At 49.7% G+C, this 16524-nt stretch carries 15 protein-coding genes; 10 read left to right on the plus strand and 5 right to left on the minus strand.

Annotation, left to right across the window (positions count from 1 at the left end):
- Positions 1–10 precede the first annotated feature (10 nt).
- The 6 genes from ACV7NC_RS12055 to vapC all read left to right on the plus strand — a co-directional run bounded on the left by ACV7NC_RS12055 (position 11) and on the right by vapC (position 4668).
- On the plus strand, positions 11–892 hold the full coding sequence (locus ACV7NC_RS12055; RefSeq protein ID WP_458152821.1) for an alpha/beta fold hydrolase: 882 nt from the start codon (positions 11–13) through the stop codon (positions 890–892).
- Positions 893–912: 20 nt separating this feature from the next.
- Positions 913–2079 (plus strand): FAD-dependent oxidoreductase, encoded by a 1167-nt coding sequence (locus ACV7NC_RS12060; protein ID WP_458152822.1) that lies wholly within the window; start codon positions 913–915, stop codon positions 2077–2079.
- Between the two features lie 139 nt (positions 2080–2218).
- Positions 2219–3247, plus strand: a complete 1029-nt coding sequence (locus tag ACV7NC_RS12065) for a M14 family zinc carboxypeptidase (RefSeq protein ID WP_458152824.1) — start codon at positions 2219–2221, stop codon at positions 3245–3247.
- A complete protein-coding gene (locus tag ACV7NC_RS12070; protein WP_458152825.1) occupies positions 3235–3987 on the plus strand; it encodes an alpha/beta fold hydrolase in 753 nt (250 codons plus the stop codon). The genes ACV7NC_RS12065 and ACV7NC_RS12070 overlap by 13 nt, the downstream gene beginning before the upstream one ends.
- Before the next feature lie 91 nt (positions 3988–4078).
- Complete coding sequence (locus ACV7NC_RS12075) at positions 4079–4270, plus strand: type II toxin-antitoxin system VapB family antitoxin (protein WP_458152826.1); 192 nt, start codon at positions 4079–4081, stop codon at positions 4268–4270.
- Positions 4270–4668, plus strand: coding sequence for a type II toxin-antitoxin system VapC family toxin (gene vapC / locus ACV7NC_RS12080; RefSeq protein ID WP_458152827.1), 399 nt, complete (start codon positions 4270–4272; stop codon positions 4666–4668). Before ACV7NC_RS12075 ends, vapC begins: the two co-directional genes overlap by 1 nt.
- Positions 4669–4764: 96 nt before the next feature.
- On the opposite strand, the gene brnA is transcribed toward vapC, so the two are convergent.
- Positions 4765–4998, minus strand: a complete 234-nt coding sequence (brnA, locus tag ACV7NC_RS12085) for a type II toxin-antitoxin system BrnA family antitoxin (RefSeq protein WP_458152828.1) — start codon at positions 4996–4998, stop codon at positions 4765–4767.
- Positions 4979–5251, minus strand: coding sequence for a BrnT family toxin (locus tag ACV7NC_RS12090; RefSeq protein ID WP_458152829.1), 273 nt, complete (start codon positions 5249–5251; stop codon positions 4979–4981). Before ACV7NC_RS12090 ends, brnA begins: the two co-directional genes overlap by 20 nt.
- A gap of 173 nt (positions 5252–5424) precedes the next feature.
- On the opposite strand from ACV7NC_RS12090, the gene ACV7NC_RS12095 reads away from it, so the two are divergent.
- Complete coding sequence (locus ACV7NC_RS12095) at positions 5425–7182, plus strand: GNAT family N-acyltransferase (protein ID WP_458152830.1); 1758 nt, start codon at positions 5425–5427, stop codon at positions 7180–7182.
- 49 nt (positions 7183–7231) lie between these two features.
- Here the strand turns inward: ACV7NC_RS12095 and ACV7NC_RS12100 are convergent, their stop codons facing one another.
- Positions 7232–8566, minus strand: coding sequence for an HDOD domain-containing protein (locus ACV7NC_RS12100; protein ID WP_458152831.1), 1335 nt, complete (start codon positions 8564–8566; stop codon positions 7232–7234).
- A 481-nt stretch (positions 8567–9047) separates the two neighbouring features.
- Here ACV7NC_RS12100 and ACV7NC_RS12105 point away from each other — a divergent pair, with 481 nt between their 5' ends.
- The 3 genes from ACV7NC_RS12105 (at position 9048) to ACV7NC_RS12115 (ending at position 13637) form a co-directional block, all read left to right on the plus strand.
- On the plus strand, positions 9048–11489 hold the full coding sequence (locus ACV7NC_RS12105) for a Lon protease family protein (protein ID WP_458152832.1): 2442 nt from the start codon (positions 9048–9050) through the stop codon (positions 11487–11489).
- 59 nt (positions 11490–11548) lie between these two features.
- A complete protein-coding gene (locus tag ACV7NC_RS12110) occupies positions 11549–12706 on the plus strand; it encodes a cation diffusion facilitator family transporter (protein ID WP_458152833.1) in 1158 nt (385 codons plus the stop codon).
- Positions 12707–13091: 385 nt separating this feature from the next.
- Positions 13092–13637, plus strand: a complete 546-nt coding sequence (locus tag ACV7NC_RS12115) for a PEP-CTERM sorting domain-containing protein (RefSeq protein ID WP_458152834.1) — start codon at positions 13092–13094, stop codon at positions 13635–13637.
- A 151-nt stretch (positions 13638–13788) separates the two neighbouring features.
- On the opposite strand, the gene ACV7NC_RS12120 is transcribed toward ACV7NC_RS12115, so the two are convergent.
- Positions 13789–14784 (minus strand): copper oxidase, encoded by a 996-nt coding sequence (locus ACV7NC_RS12120; protein ID WP_458152835.1) that lies wholly within the window; start codon positions 14782–14784, stop codon positions 13789–13791.
- Entirely contained in the window at positions 14784–16493 is a 1710-nt protein-coding gene (locus ACV7NC_RS12125; RefSeq protein ID WP_458152836.1) for a multicopper oxidase domain-containing protein, read from the minus strand. The genes ACV7NC_RS12120 and ACV7NC_RS12125 overlap by 1 nt, the downstream gene beginning before the upstream one ends.
- Positions 16494–16524 lie beyond the last annotated feature (31 nt).

The following is a 16524-nucleotide window of genomic DNA, read 5'->3' on the forward strand; positions in this document are numbered from 1 at the left end:
GAGGATCAACTTGTCTGATACGTATACGCTTAAACTGAACGATGGCAGGACGCTGGCTTATGCATGTTACGGCCGGGCTGATGGAAATCCGCTGTACTTTATGCATGGTTTTCCCGGTAGCCGTTATCAGGCTGCACTCATTCAAGAACAAGCCAAATCCGCCGGTGTTTTCGTGGTTGCGCCGGAGCGACCGGGCTTTGGAAAAACAACTTTAATGCCGAATCGGAAAATAACCGATTGGCCGAACGATATGAGCCAGCTTGCTGATAAGCTCGGGCACGTAAGATTTGGCGTGCTAGGAACTTCCTGCGGTGGACCTTATGCGCTGGCATGTGCCCACAGCATTCCGTCACGGCTGAACTTTGCCGGTGTGGTGGCGGGGATGGCGCCGAGACAGGATGCCACCATTCGCAAGGGTGAATTACCCGTGCTCAAAGTAATGTTCGCGCTTGCGCGCATTTATCCTTGGTTGATTGCTCCTTTGATGCTTATAGATCGCACGATGTTCATGCGCGATGCGCAGAAAGCAGTGAAGGTATTGGCCGGGATGCTGTCGGAACCAGACCGCCAATTGCTTGAGAGCAATACAATGGCGATGATTCGTTTGAGCATTAGTCTCAAGGAAGCTTACGAGCCGGGAATCCGTGGCGCCATGCAGGAGGCTGCACTGATTGCACGAGATCACGGCTATACCCTGGAAGGGATACGTATGCCGGTTCATTTGTATCATGGCGGTAACGACCGGCATACGCCGCCCGCAATGGCCAGACACATGGCGGATCGGATTCCGGATGCCAGCCTTAAAGTTTATCCGGAGGATGGACACCTGTCGGTGCTGGTGAATCGCGCAGCAGAAGTCTTCAGTGATTTTGTGGCAAGCGCTTCAAATTGAATCCGCCATAGGAGAACTTCATGAAAACTGATGTACTCATCATAGGTGCAGGCCCGACCGGCCTGGCACTGGCTCTATCGCTTAAAAAAGCAGGTATCGATTGCATCGTTGTTGAACGCAGGCTGGATATAGAGAACACATCGAGAGCGGCGGTTATTCATGCGCATACATTGGATGTGCTTGATGAACTCGGTGTGGCGCAGCCGCTGGTGGAGAAAGGCTTGAAGGTCACCCGTTTCTGCATGCGAGACCGCGGCCAGAAATTGCTGCAATTAAATTTCGATAAGCTCCCAACCGAGCATCCTTTTCTTTTGATGATTCCGCAGGATCGCACCGAACGGATTCTGCTCGAAGCTTTATTGGGAGCAGGCGGGATGGTGCGCTGGGGGACAACCGTTGAAGCGATAGAGCAGACACCGGAAGGTGTGACGGCGCGAATTGCAAGTCAACAGAGTGTCAGTGCCGTTCAGGCACGTTATGCAGTGGGTGCGGATGGCATGCACAGTTTAGTGAGGCAAACGGCAGGTATTGGTTTTGCAGGCGGAACCTACGATGAGTCTTTTATACTGGCAGATGTCGACATGGATTGGCCCTTGTCGCAAAGTGAAGTATCGTTGTTCTTATCACCCGAAGGCATGGTCGTGGTGGCGCCGCTTCCCGAGGAAAACCGTTACCGCATTGTCGCAGCGGTTGATACTGCGCCGGAGCGCCCGCAGCTTGTGGATATTCAAGCGTTGATTGATAGCCGCGGCCCGGAATATGACGCCAAGGTTCGAAATGTGATCTGGAGTTCGCGCTTCCGGGTGCATCATCGCTTGGCCGAGCGCTATCGTAAAGGGCATTTGTTTTTGATGGGCGATGCGGCGCATGTGCACAGTCCTGCTGGCGGGCAGGGTATGAATACCGGGTTGGTGGATGCTTGCCTTCTCGGTCGCATTCTGGACGATGTTTTATCGGGACGTTGCGACGAACGCTACCTTGATTGTTACGAACTCAAACGCAAACCGGCGGCGGAAGAAGTTCTACGGATCGCGGAGCGGTTGATGGGGGTGGCCACGATGCATAATGTTGTGAAACGCTGTGTACGAAACATTGTTTTGCGCATCTTGAACCGGCTGCCATCGTTGAAGCGTAAGTTGGAAATGAACCTTTCGGGGTTAAGCCGTAGGCACGCTGCCAAGATTTAGGATGTTGCCGGATTAAGAGAGGTTGCCGCAGCAAGTAGCAGCGGAATATCGTCCCGCAGTAGCGGTGGTTCGGCAATGCGGATTCAAGTAACATCTGAATTTTCTAATAATCGGGATTCCGGTAAATCAATTATCGACAATGCGCGCACCCTCTACCACTAGCCGGTCGTTTCCCGAACTCGAGCAAATTGAAGCGATTGTTCAAGAGCCGCATGCCGGGTTTTTACAGAGCCAAATACTCTGTCAGGTTCCTTGCCGTGACGATTTGCTGCCGGTTTACGCGCTGACATTGGGTAACCCCGATCCGGGTGTGCCAAGCGTGACGTATGTCGCCGGTGTTCATGGACTGGAGCGTATCGGCACTCAGGTTGTTATTGCGTATCTCGAGGGACTGTTGGAGCGGCTGAAGTGGGACCGGGTTTTGGCTGACATCCTGCAGCGGGTGCGGATTCATTTTCTGCCGATCGTCAATCCTGCCGGAATGTTGAATAACACCCGCGCCAATTCACAAGGCGTCGATTTGATGCGTAACGCACCGGTCGATAGTCTTGAGAAAACCATTTTACTGGCTGGTGGACACCGGATCTCACCCGCTTTGCCGTGGTATCGCGGTAAAAGCAATGAACCGATGCAATTGGAAGCGCAGGCGCTGTGCGATTTTATTTCACAGGAAGTGTTTCCGGCGCCGTTCAGTCTGGTGCTCGACTGTCATTCCGGCTTCGGATTCCGCAATCAAATCTGGTTTCCGTATGCCCGCAGCCGGATGGAACCGATCAAGCATCTGAAGGAAGTGTGCTACTTGCGAAACCTGTTCATGCAAACCTATCCGCATCAGGATTATTTGTTTGAGCCGCAATCGCAGCATTATCTGGTGCATGGCGATTTGTGGGATTTTTTATATTTGCAATCACTGCAAAATGACGCGATTTTTCTACCGCTGACGCTGGAAATGGGTTCATGGCGTTGGATCCGCAAGAATCCGCTGCAACTGCGGCAACTGCTCGGGCTGTATCATCCGATCAAACCGCACCGGCTTAACCGGGTATTAAGAAGTCATTTGATTTTGATGGAATTTTTACTGCACGCCACATTGTCATACCAGAATTGGCTTGACCGCAGCGATGCGAAGCAATTGGAACAACAAGCACTGGCGCTATGGTATCCATGAACCGTCCGGCGCATTTCGTGCTGCTGCGGGGGCTATGGCGCGAAGCGCGGCACTGGGGCGAGTTTCCTGCCCAATTGCAGCAACAATTCCCCGGTGCGTTGATCAGTATGCCGGACATTCCTGGCAACGGTTTACGCAATCATGAAACCAGTCTGAATACCATTGCCGCTATGACGGAAGCGCTACGACAGCAAGTCGATTTAAGCCAGCCGATCCGGCTGGTCGCTTTGTCGATGGGTGGCATGATCGCCATCGATTGGATGACGCGCTATCCTGCCGAAATCGAAACGGCCGTGCTGATCAATACCAGTGCCAGACCGCTGTCACCGTTTTATCATCGCTTGCGCTGGACGGCTTATCCACATGTTCTACCCCTGATTGTTCATTCCGCCGAGCAAAGGGAAGCGGACATTCTGCGGTTGACTTCCAATCGCCATCTACACGATATAAAACTGCTTGAATCCTGGCAGCAATGGCAACGGCAAAATCCGGTATCGTCAGTCAGCGCTAGAAACCAATTGCTTGCTGCCATGAAATTTTCAGTGACAGCCAAACCGCAGCAACTGCTGCTCGTTGTCGCCAGCCGGGCGGATCGCTTGGTCGATTACCGTTGCAGCCGCAAACTGGCGCAAACTTGGAATGCTGATTATGTCGAGCACGAATCCGCCGGACATGATTTGCCGCTGGATGAGCCGGAGTGGTTGACTCAGCGCATTAAGCAGTGGTTTGATAAACGGTAAATCAACTTCCGGGCAGTAGTAACGTGTGAACTATATGTTAATTGTGTATTCTATGTGTAGAATAAAGCATAACGATACACATGGAGGTTTGATGAGAACCAATATTGTTATTGACGACGAATTGATGGAAGAAGTCATCAAACTTACGGGAGTAAAGACCAAAAAGGAAGCGGTAGAGCTCGGTTTGTTAACGTTGATCAGAATAAAAAAACAGGAAAAAATCAGGCAATATCGAGGTAAGTTGAACTGGGACGGCAATCTCGATGACATGAGAACGGACTGATGGTATTGGTTGATACCAGCGTATGGGTGGATTTCTTCAACGGCAAGATGACTGATGAGACCGAGAAGCTCGATCACTATCTGTCCAGCACGGTGATTGTCGTGGGGGATTTGATCCTGGCGGAAGTGCTGCAAGGATTCAGGAGCGACAAGGATTACCGGATCGTCAAATCATTACTGACCGAGCTTGAGCAAGTGCCGCTGTGCAATACCGATCTGGCGATTAAGTCTGCTCAAAATTATCGCGCACTCAGGAAACAAGGCATTACCATCCGAAAAACCATCGATTGCCTTATCGCCACGTATTGCGTCGAAACCAAAACGCCTTTGCTTTTCTCCGATCGTGATTTCGATCCATGGGTTGCACATCTTCAGCTTAAAGATGCATCGGTTTTGTGATTTTCACATAAATACTCAACTGCCCGAAACACTTTCCCTTTCTTATGTTTGAATAATCGGCAGAGAAAGTTTCATATTTCCTGTGACAACATTATGTCATTCACCAGAAACAGACCGTTCAAGCCGCTCGGCTAACCAAATCTTAATAATCGATTGTCGAGTGACGCCGAGCCGTTTAGCTTCTTTATCAAGAGAATTAATCATCCAATCAGGAAAATTGACATTGATTCGTTTTTGTTTTTGCAGTGGGCGCTTTGCCTGCGCAATATCCAGAACCGCAGTCATATCTTTGTGATCGTCAAAGTCGGTATCAAATTTCTTTGCTTTCATAAATCATAATCTCCTCAGTACGAGAACGGCGGACGGAAATAATTCGAATCTTCCGGTTGCGATATGTGATTGCCGCTGACCAATGTTTTTCTGCAATACGGCCAATAACCATAAACCGGGGTTCATCAATCGTTTTTGCCGGAATTTCAATGAAGCATGGATCGCTCCAGAGTTTTTGCGCCTGTATAAAGTCGATGCCATGTTTTTCCAAATTGCTTTGACTTTTCTCTTCATTGAATTCAAATGAATACATTATAAAAGTATATCACTGTCAGTGGCCGGTATGACTTCAGTTAGAGCTCATCATGAATTCCCTAATTTCATTAAGTTTCAGTAAATAAATCAATGTGAGTATCAATCGTCATCATTCTGTCACAAAACTTCACTATCGTATCCAGCATTCAATTTTTATTATGGAGTCATTGGATGTTGGATGTCGATGCGATGTTGAAAGGTTATTTTCCGGGAGCGGTTACGCAGGATGATAAGCCGCTGATGAAGGCGGCGTCTTCGCTTCTGAAACGCGTGCTGCATCAGGATGAGATCAATCGTTTCATCGAGACGCACCGGCATTTGGAAGGACTTGAGTTCAACGACGCAGTGCTGGAGCATTTCAATTTTTCGTTTCAAGTTTCCAGCAAGGATCGTGCGAAGATCCCGGACCAGCGGCGGGTGCTGATTGTGGCCAATCATCCGTTGGGTTCCTTGGACGGTTTGGCGTTGCTGAAACTGGTATCGGAAATTCGCACCGATGTGAAAATCGTAGCGACCAGTTTGTTGAATTGCATCGAGCCGTTGAAAAGCTTGTTGATATCGGTTGATAACTTTTCCAAGGTTACAAAGCATCGCGACAGCATGAATCAGATTATTGCGGCACTGGAAGCAGAGCAGGCAGTCATTGTGTTTCCTACCGGCGAAGTGTCGCGTATTTCGCCGCTGGGCGTACGCGACGGCAAATGGAAGTCGGGTTTTGTTTCGCTGGCGAAGAAAACCAAAGCGCCGATTGTGCCGGTGCATATCGGCGGCAAGAATTCCGCGATGTTTTACGGCCTATCGAGTATCTACAAGCCGCTTGGCACGATGATGCTGGTCAACGAAATGTTCAACAAGCAAGGCGGCGAGATTTCGTTCCGTATCGGTAAGCCGATTCCATGGGAATCAATCGTTGCGATGGATTTGTCGAAAAAAGACGTGGCCAAGCTGATGCGTAAGCAGGTCTATTTGCTCGGCAAGAAAAAGAAAAAAGAGTTGTTCAAGCCGGTTGAAAATATCATTCATCCGGTCCGCACCAAGCAGATCCGCAAGGAATTGAAAGCATCGCAGCTGATCGGTAAAACGCAGGATGGCAAGCACATTTATTTGTTCGATTACCTGCCGAATTCCAGCGTGATGCGGGAAATCGGCCGGTTGCGCGAGCTATCGTTCCGTCAGGTGCAGGAAGGCACCGGTAATGCGCTGGATATCGACAGTTACGACCGTTACTACCGCCACCTGATTTTATGGGACGAAGACGAGCTGGAAATCATCGGCTCGTATCGCATCGGTGAAGTGGCGGAAATTCTTAAGACACGCGGGGAAGACGGTCTGTATACGCATAGTCTGTTTAAGTTCGGCGCCGATTTTTTGCCGTATCTGCAACAGTCGATTGAATTGGGGCGCAGCTTCATCCAACCCCGTTATCAGAATAAACGCAGTTTGGATTATTTGTGGTACGGCATAGGCGCATATTTGCATCAATACCCGGAAATACGCTATTTGACCGGGCCGGTGTCGATGAGCACATCGCTGCCCAAACCGGCGCAGCAGACAATCGCCGGTTTTTATCATGCATTATTCGGTAATCAAGAATCACTCGTGAAACCAAGGCTGCCATTTAATTTTGACCCGGCAGCGGAATTTTCCCAATGCCGCAAAGTGGCCGACGAAGCTGAGTATAAGCAAGCAGTTGCAGCGCTGAAAGAGAGATTGGAGGAATTGGATGTCAAGCTGCCGGTGTTGTACAAACAATATGTCGAATTGTGCGAACCGGGCGGTTGTGAATTTCTGGGATTTAATATCGACCCGCAATTTTCAAATTGCGTCGATGCGCTGATTCTGGTGCATATCGATGCTATCAAGGAAAAGAAATTTCAGCGCTATATCGGTTGTCATGGGGATAGTGCGCAACAACGCCGCTCGGCCTAATCCACTGTGCTTGTGTTTTTTTCGGAAGAAAAAGCAACGACTGTTGGATTTAGTCAAAGCTCAATCCGGTTTCTTCCATGAAGACCACCAGTTCTTTAAGAACTTTTTGAATATGAGCTGGTTCCAGTCCGATGGATTTGGCCGTACGTTCTACTTCCCCATCATCTTTTTTCGGGTTGTATAGGCCGTATCCGGCACGTTTCGCGAGCAGGTTACCCAAAGCGACCGCCAGTAATTCACGGGTAACCGTGGTTGCTTGCTCGAGCGCTTCGTGAAACTGCGCTACAACCGCGATTTCAGCGGGCAATTTCCATATCTCAAGGAGTTTCCGGCCAAACAATCCATGATGTTTTTCCAGGAAATCGTCCAGTGATTTCTTCGAAGAAGGCGGATCGATCACATTGCGGGCTTGCAGTTCCGAAATGACTTGAATCAGAAACAGCTTGCCGATATCGTGCATCAGACCCATGAAAAACACTTCTCTCGGTCTCGACAGCTTTGCCAGTCCCGCGATCAAGTAGGATGCGTGCGCGCAGGCGACACCGTGTTTCCACAAATCTTTGAGAATTGCCTGGTATTGTGGATTTCTTGCCATATATAGAGCGCGGTTCGCGATGATGTCGACGAATTCTTTCGAAGTGTTAAGACCCAGGACGTTGATTGCTTGCTCGACCGTGCTGCTCTGGCGAAGTCCGCCATAACGCGGTGAATTGGCAACGCTGATCAATTTGGCGCTGACAGCCATGTCTTTTCTGAGTAATGTGGCGATCGCATCTATGCCGGCATCTTTCCGAACCAACTCTTCTAATTCGTAGCTGATGCTAGGTAAACTGGGTAAGTTTATTTCTCCATTATTCAATCGTTTGGCAATTTCCTGCAGCATGGATGCGCGTTGCTGCTGAGAATTCGGTTGCGTCTTCGCAGCTGCCGGTGCTGCTGGCGTTTGGGTTGTTTTTTCTTTTAACTGTCCTTCCAGGATTGCAATCCGCGCCTTAAGCGCCATGATCGTATGCTTTAATTCTTGTTGATCGCTGTAAGCAAAGATCATTTCCCGCACAGCCATTTCCAGCACTGAATGAAGTCTTTCGGTTTTGACGCAATAATTGAATGCGCCGATGCGGCGTGCTTCGATGGCACATTGTGGATCGTCCGGCGGGGAAATGAGGAGCACCGGAATATAGTGATTGCTGCATACTTCCATCAGGAAATCGAGTCCCTGCGCTGGCGTGAAATTAACATCGAGGACAATCGCATCAACTCCTTGAAGATTCAAAGGCGCTTTATCCCATGACGACATTAAATGCACTGCATAGCTGTTTCGCAGCACTTCTTGAATGGCTTCAAGTTCACCGCGTTGACTGTTGCAAACTAGAACACGATTCATCGATATTCCTTAAGCTGTTTATTATTAGTTAGAATTTTTCAGAGCTTTCTTAAGGAAATGCTGATTAATTGACTATACGAGCGAATCACTTCGTTGCGCGGTACTCGCTCCCTCGTCTATCTTTTTGATATGTCTCGGTTGCTGTGTGACGTGCGCCTCGTGCTTCATCTCGTTCGCCGAATTAGTCAGTGCTTCCTTAAGTTTTACTTGCGTGGTTTTTTCGGACAGATCGTAAAAAACTTTACGGTTAAATTTACCGGTTTTCCTATGTTTATTAAAACTGGGAGGTTTTCATCCGGAACGTCGATGGATTCGAAGAAAATTGGATAAGCGAGAGGAACATAGACAATTTTCCCGTGATTTCAAAGCAACGATGAAACAGACAGGGGCCACCGGAAATTTCGCAGTAACGGTGTCGCTCTTAAATCGGTACAATAGCGGCAAGCGGTGAAATATCATCGCGTTATTGTGGCTAAACAACATGTCGACTCAATCCCTTGATTCATCCCAGCTACGCCTTACCATCGATTCTGCTTCTTTAGGATTTCCGGATACTTCGGCGCTAAGGCAACGCCCATTATCGTGGATCGGCCAGGAGCGTGCGGAACTGGCGGCACGTTTTGGATTGAGCATGATGCAGCCGGACTATCATCTATTCGTGCTCGGAGAGGAGGGGTCGGGGCGATCTTCTTTGTTGCATCAAGCGATGCTAAGCGCTGCGGCAAATCTACCTGCGCCGCCTGATCTATGCTACTTGTATAACTTTGTCGCACCGGAAAAACCGCAAGCCGTGCGATTACCCGCAGGCCAAGGGCGTGTATTACGGCAATCGTTGCTGCAATTGGCTAAATCACTGCCGGCGGAAATCACTCAATGCCTTAGCGGACAGGATTTCAAACTTAAAAGTGAACGCGCCGAAAAAAAATTCAAGCTGGAAACAGGTCAGGCTTATAACAAGCTGGATAAGTTCGCCGAGTCGCTGCGCTTTGCGATACATCGCGAAGATGAGCAGATTGTTTTCACTTTGCTGGACGAAAAAGGCGAGATTCTGACGGCGGAAAATTTGTTGAAGCTTCCCAAGACGCGCCGGATTGCGATCGAACAATCCGAACAAGCGCTGCGAGATGCGATCCTTCTGTATTTCGAGGATTTCAAACGCATTGAGAGGGATAAAGACCAGGCGCTGGCGATGCTACGGCAGCGCATCGTGCAACCGATTGTCAATCAGGCATTAAAAAAAGTGCAAAATGGTTTGCATAAACAGCTCAAGCAGCACAACCGGCTAAAAAGTTATTTTGAGCAGATGGAGGCGGATATTCTTGCTAACTTGGCGTTGTTTGACGCTGATAATAGCGATGAAGAAAAGCGGCAATCGGAATTAAATCAAATCTTTTCGCGTTATCAAATCAATTTGGTAGTGGACAATGCGGATGAAAGCGGCGCGCCGGTCATTATCGAAGACAACCCATCGGCCTATGCTCTGTTTGGCAGCATCGACTATCAATTCGAGAATGGAAAACTGAAAACCGATTTCATGCGCATTCGCGCAGGTAACCTGTTGAAGGCGCATGGAGGGTTTTTAATGTTGCATATCAACGACTTATTGACCGATGGCCCATTATGGGTGAAGTTGCGGCGGTTCTTGCGGAGTAAGCGATTACTAATTGAAGAACCGGGATCCGCTTGGGCGTCCAACGCTCCGGTTGCGCTCGAGCCGGAAGCAGTCGAAGTGAACGTCAAAATCGTTTTAATCGGATCGCGTGATCAATACTACGATTTGCAGGAAATCGATCCGGAATTCATGCGCCGTTTCCGGGTGAAAGTGGATTTTGCCGGAAGCTTTATCGCCAGCGCGGATACTTATCTGGCATCGGCGGTTTTTGTTTCACATGCCTGCGAGGTCGCTAAATTGCCGCATTTCTCCGCTGCTGCGGTCGCGCGTTTGCTTGAAGAATCGCACCGGGAAGTGGAAGACCAGAAACGCCAAAGTGCCATTTTTGCTCGCACGGAAATGCTGATTCTGGAAAGCGCGGCGATATGCAATGCCCGCCATGGCCGCTTGGTGGAAGTGATGGATATCGACGCAGCATTGCAGGCGCGGCTGCAACGTCACAATTATCCGGACTTACGCTTGCAGGAAGCCATTCTGGAAGATGAAATCACGATTGCGGTCACAGGATCGGAAATCGGGCAACTGAATGCATTGACGCAAATCGACTTGGGCGATCATAGTTTTGGCACGCCGGTGCGGGTGACGGCGCGCACGTTTGCCGGTGAAGACGGTGTGCTCAACATTGCCCGCGAAGTGGATATGTCCGGGCCGATTCACGACAAAGGCATGTTGATTCTGCAAAATTACCTGACCGGATTGTTCGCGCATATCGCGCCGCTGGCGCTCAGTGCATCGATTGTGTTCGAGCAGGAATATACCAGCATCGAAGGCGATTCGGCATCGTGTGCGGAGTTTTATGCGTTATTGTCGTCACTGGCGGATGTGCCACTGAAGCAGGGGATCGCGGTGACGGGTGCGCTGAATCAATATGGTGAGGTGCTGCCGGTAGGCGGCATCAACGACAAGATCGAGGGTTTTTTCAAACTGTGCGAGAAACGGGGTTTGACTGGTGATCAAGGCGTGCTGATCCCTTATCAAAACCGTCAGCACTTGATGCTGGATTACGCCGTGATTGAGGCAGTCAAGCAAGGACAGTTTGCCATTTACACCATGGAACATGTCACGCAAGGATTAGAATTGCTCGCCGGTTTACCGGCGGGAAGCGGAGAGTCGGCGCACCTGCATGGCTATTCGTCAGATACCGTGATGGGACACGCGCAGAAGACATTGCTGGCTTTCCGCCGCGCCTGCCAATTGACGCAGCATCCTAAAACCGAACACCGGCGGTTGCCGTCAAGGCTGGATAAGTAGCAGCGCGTACTATTTTTGCACAAGTCAAACGCTGTGATCACAGCTATCGAGGTGCCAGGATGAATATTTCGCAGGAAACCGCCCACCAACAACGCTACCGGGAAGTGCGCAAAGTCACGCTGATCGGCTCGGTGCTCGATTTTGTTTTGGGTATCGTGAAGATTCTGGTGGGCTGGTTAGCCAATTCGCAAGCGTTGATCGCCGATGGCATTCACTCATTTTCGGATTTGTTGACAGATTTCATGGTGCTCTACGCCGCCAGGCACTCGCATCAAGCCGCCGATGAAACGCATCCGTACGGTCACGGCAGGATTGAAACGGTCGCAACGGTCAGTCTTGGCTTGGTGCTGACCGGCATCGGCATCGGCATCGCCTACAGCGCCGTGCAACGGCTCAACGAACCTGATGTTTTATTGGAGTTCAGCGTGGTTGCCGCGCTGGTTGCTGTGGTGTCGATCGTCTCGAAAGAATGGATCTACCGCTATACCATGGCTGCAGCCCGCCGCTTGCGTTCGGAAATGCTGATGGCGAATGCCTGGCACAGCCGCTCCGATGCATTCTCGTCGATTGTGGTACTGATCGGGATTGCCGGTGTCATGCTCGGACATGCGTATCTCGATGCGGTAGCGGCGGTTATCGTGGCGGCGATGATCGCCAAGATCGGCTTCGATCTGGTGCGCTCGAGCACGCAAGAATTGATCGATAGCGCGCTCGAACCCGATAAGGTTTCCGCGATCCGCGATCATATTCATGCCGTCAACGGCGTGCGCTCAGCCCACACCCTGCGTACGCGCAAAAGCGCCGGGAATGCGTTTGTCGACGTGCATATCCAGGTCGATCCCCGCTTAAGCGTGTCGGAAGGTCATCAGATCGCCGATGCCGTGCGCCAGCGGTTACTTGAGCAAATCGATGAAGTCACCGACGTGACCATTCATATCGATCCGGAAAACGACGAATCCAGCTCACCCAGCAGCGATCTGCCGCCACGCGAACAAGTTATCAAAGAACTCAAACAACGCTGGCCGCAATTACCGGAGGTGTCTGTCGAAGCAGTGACGCTGCACTACCTGAGCGGACGGATCGATGTCGTCATCGACCTGCCGATCACTATCTTGCAAAACATCGATCAGGCAGCGGCTTTGGTACAGGAACTGAGACAGGCCATTGCGACCTGGTCCGTGATTGGTGATGTGCAGGTGCGATTTAAGGTTTGCTGAAAACGACGGAAGTTGAATGGTCGCAGGTTAAATACCGGTAGATGTTGAATAGTTGTACGGGAATCGTTTCAACCGGTTGATTGATCCGAATAATATTTCTGCATACTCGTCTTCCAAGCTGAAAATTAATTTTAAAAATAGGACAAATTTAGTATTTTATTAGGACAAATGGATAGCCAGGATGATTGGTTAAAAGTTAAACTTCTGGTTATATGGAGAAAAGCTTATTTTTCCATAGGTGTGAGTTATCAATATCAATAAGACGAAGAGATTCTTCGAATATTAACGAGATTTTGAGTGAGTGGGCTTTGCTTTGAGATCAATGAAATATTGATGGATTTGCAATTGGTCTGATGAATCATGGTTTAAGAAATTGGGAGTTAAAATGAAACTAAAAACAGTTATTTTGTCATTGGGATTACTTTCGGCGACCGGTGTCGTAGCGGCGCCGGTGCAATGGGCCGGAAACGGTCACTGGTATGAATTGGTAACGACTCCGCTTAGTTTTGGCGATGCGGTGGCGGAAGCTTCAACACGCACACATCTGGGGCTGGGTGGGCATCTGGTTACTATCACATCGGCTGACGAAAATGCTTTTGTGCATGGACTCACGGGCGGCGGTGCTGCTTGGTTGGGCGCCAGCGATGCAGCGGTGGAGGGCGAATGGCGCTGGGCGAGCGGCCCGGAAGCGGGAGATTTGCTGACTTATACTAATTGGGGCCCGGGAGAGCCGAATAACGTCGGTAACGAAGATTTTGCGGTTTATAACAACCCGTGGGGCGGCGGACTTTGGAACGATCGGCCGGACGCTGGAATTGCTTATATCGTCGAATATAGCGCGCCGGTTCCGGAACCCGAAACCTATGCCATGTTGCTGGCAGGTTTGGGCATCATCGGTTTTGCCGGTCGCCGGATGAGAAAAAGCAGTTAATTTTTATTAAGCCGGTACAATAAAAAACCTCGCTGTCACGAATGGCGGGGTTTTTTTATTTTTTTGGGGCACAAATATCGAAAATGACAAATAAAAAGGCCGGTTGTATCGTTACAACCGGCCAGTGAGTATCGATCCGGAATTTACTATCCTACGATTTATTTTCTTTGTTGCGGCGCAACGGGATTTTACGGATCAACGGAACGCAGAATAATCCCAACAGCAGACCGGCCAGCATCATGCCGTAGGTTTGCAGATTGTCGGTAGTAAATTGCGTGATCTGCCTGACCATTTTGCTTTGCTCGGCCTTGTCCGAGATTTTTGGCAGGTTTTCCGCTTCGTAAGTATCGTTGATATTGTAAGGGGTTAATCCCGGGATGCTTGGTATATCCGTCCCGCCTTTTCCAACGACCAGTTGCGCTTTCATACCTTTCTCCATGTGATGGGAAATATCGCAGTGGACCAGGTAGGTGTCGTCCCCGCCAGGCACAATGATCGTGCCGGATACCGTTTTGGGGCCGGTTACTTCCAGATGGAACATACCGTATTTGTAAAGATACTTAGGCAGCCCGTGCATCATGAATTGATGGCGGATGTTGTCCTCGTTGATGAAATGAAATGTGACTTTGGCGCAAGGCTTGACGCGCCATTCTTGCTGATCAAAAGCGAAAGCGGTTCCGGGAAATTTCGCGGAATATTTTCTGCCGGCGCGGACGGTAATTTCCACTTCCTCGGAAATGCTGCGGCAACTGCTCGGCAATTGATCCAGATTTTGCCCCATGATCATGGTGCCTTCGTGATCCATGATATGGTCGTGATCCATGTGGTGGTGGTGATGCATGTCACCGTGTTCCGTTGCTTGCACGCCGTGTGTGCTGTGATCGACGTCATGATCGTGCTCATGGTCGCTGTGATCCATTTTTGAATGATCGATGGCGGCGCCGCTTTGCTGACTCATGCTGTGACCGCTATGATCATGTCCGTCATGACTCATGTCGTGACCGCTATGGTCATGTGCATCCTGTTCCGTTGTTTTGTGACTGCTATGGTCGTGTTCGCTAGGTTTGGTTGATTGCTGCGCATAACTGTTCATGCTGATAGCAAAAATACCGGCGAATAAGTAAGTAAGAGTTGTAGTCTTAGCCATTATTGATTACCCCCTTTAGGGCTTCTTAAACGTGAAACGGCCGCTAACGTGCTTTGTTTGATATGTTCCCGCTTGGCGAAAACCAGATAGATTAGCAGCCCTGCCAATAGGCCGATAAATGCATAGATCGCTGAAGTTTGCCCGGCAGGTGTCAACCCTTCGCGTTCGCCCGGTGATCCGAGACTTGCCCAATCGTCAAGGTCCTGCCAGATCGGATACCTTCTTTGGTAATATTCCTTGGTAAAATATTCACTCAAGTCGATGCCGAAATGACTGACTTTGGGCAGGCCGTTGCCATTCAAATAGGACTTGTAAACTATCGAACTCATGCTGCCACCCTCGGCCATGCCGTTAGTGGTAATCCCTTTTTCACGGTGATCGTGGATCAACCAATCGCCTTCACCATAACTGTGTTTGCCGTCATCGATAGTTTCTAATTTAAGATCAAGTCGTTGCGCTGGTGCCATGTCAAAGACATCGCGCATGATCTGCGCAACCGGATTGTGTTCAACGCCATCATAATGCGTGATCGTGGCATGATGTCCGTGGGTATGGACGGCGATCAGTTCGCCGCCGCTATTCAACATGCGTAGTTTGATCTTTTGATCCTGTTCCACGATGATCAGCGATTCCCTGAGTGTGTAAGGGAAAGATAAACCATTTAACGTGTAATAATCTTCGCTGGCATCGGTAATGTCGTAACGCTGATTCATATCGCGCGCGATCAGCCGGGGGTCGTTATATTTCTGGATGATTTCACCCAATTCCTTATCCATCGCGTGATAATGCAAATCGTATTCCTGATCGTATTGTTCTTTCACCGCGACGGATGGGTGACGCACATGACCGGCGCCGATATTTAGGGTTTGCAGCCAGTTATTCGGGCGGTTTTCTTCGATGACGATCATACCTGCCAGCCCCATTGCTAAATGGGTATGCGTTTGCACATGGCAGTGATAGAACATCGTTCCTGGCTGACGCGCTTGGAATTGGTAAATGCGGCGTTCACCGGGCATCAATTCAACTTCGCTGGTTTGCGGGACACCGTCTTGACCGCCATGTTCGCCGTGAGAAAACGGATGATCGACGCCATGCAAGTGGATGCTATGCGGGAAATAATGCGTGTTTTCCAACACGATTTGTACAATATCACCCACTTCAACGCGGATAACCGGGGATGGCAGTCTTAGCAAGGGGTTGGCTCTAACACTTTCGAAATTTTCGGTCGACATGCCGCTGGTTTTAGGAGCGAATACCCATGCTCCAGGCTGAATCCCTGGTGCAATGTCGAATGTCGGTATCAATCCCGGGAAATCGGGCGATTTGCCGTTCAATTCCATGATTTCCAGTTTGATGATGATCCGATCCGGGTCGCCATCGCCGTCCAAATCGTCGGTTTTTATGATGGCATCCGGTGACAAACCGGTTTTCATCAGAGTATCCATGGAAATATTATTGGTGCCTTTGACCGCTGCCGCGATCCAAGCCGGGTTATCAGGACTGCAGCCAGGTGATGCTTCGATTTTCACGCCTTCAATTTCTTGCGCTTCACGCCAGGCTGGTGAAATAATCGGATCGCATGGTTCTTCCGAAGTTAATGCGGCTCGATCAACTTTTACCGTCTTGGGCAGCTTCAGAGATGCTTGCGCGGTCATTGCTGTTGACATGAAAAAAAAAGTCAATAGGGCAATAAATATAGGGTTAGGCATATCAACGCACCTTTAGTAATCTAATCACAAT

This window comes from Nitrosomonas limosa (genome assembly GCF_054188085.1).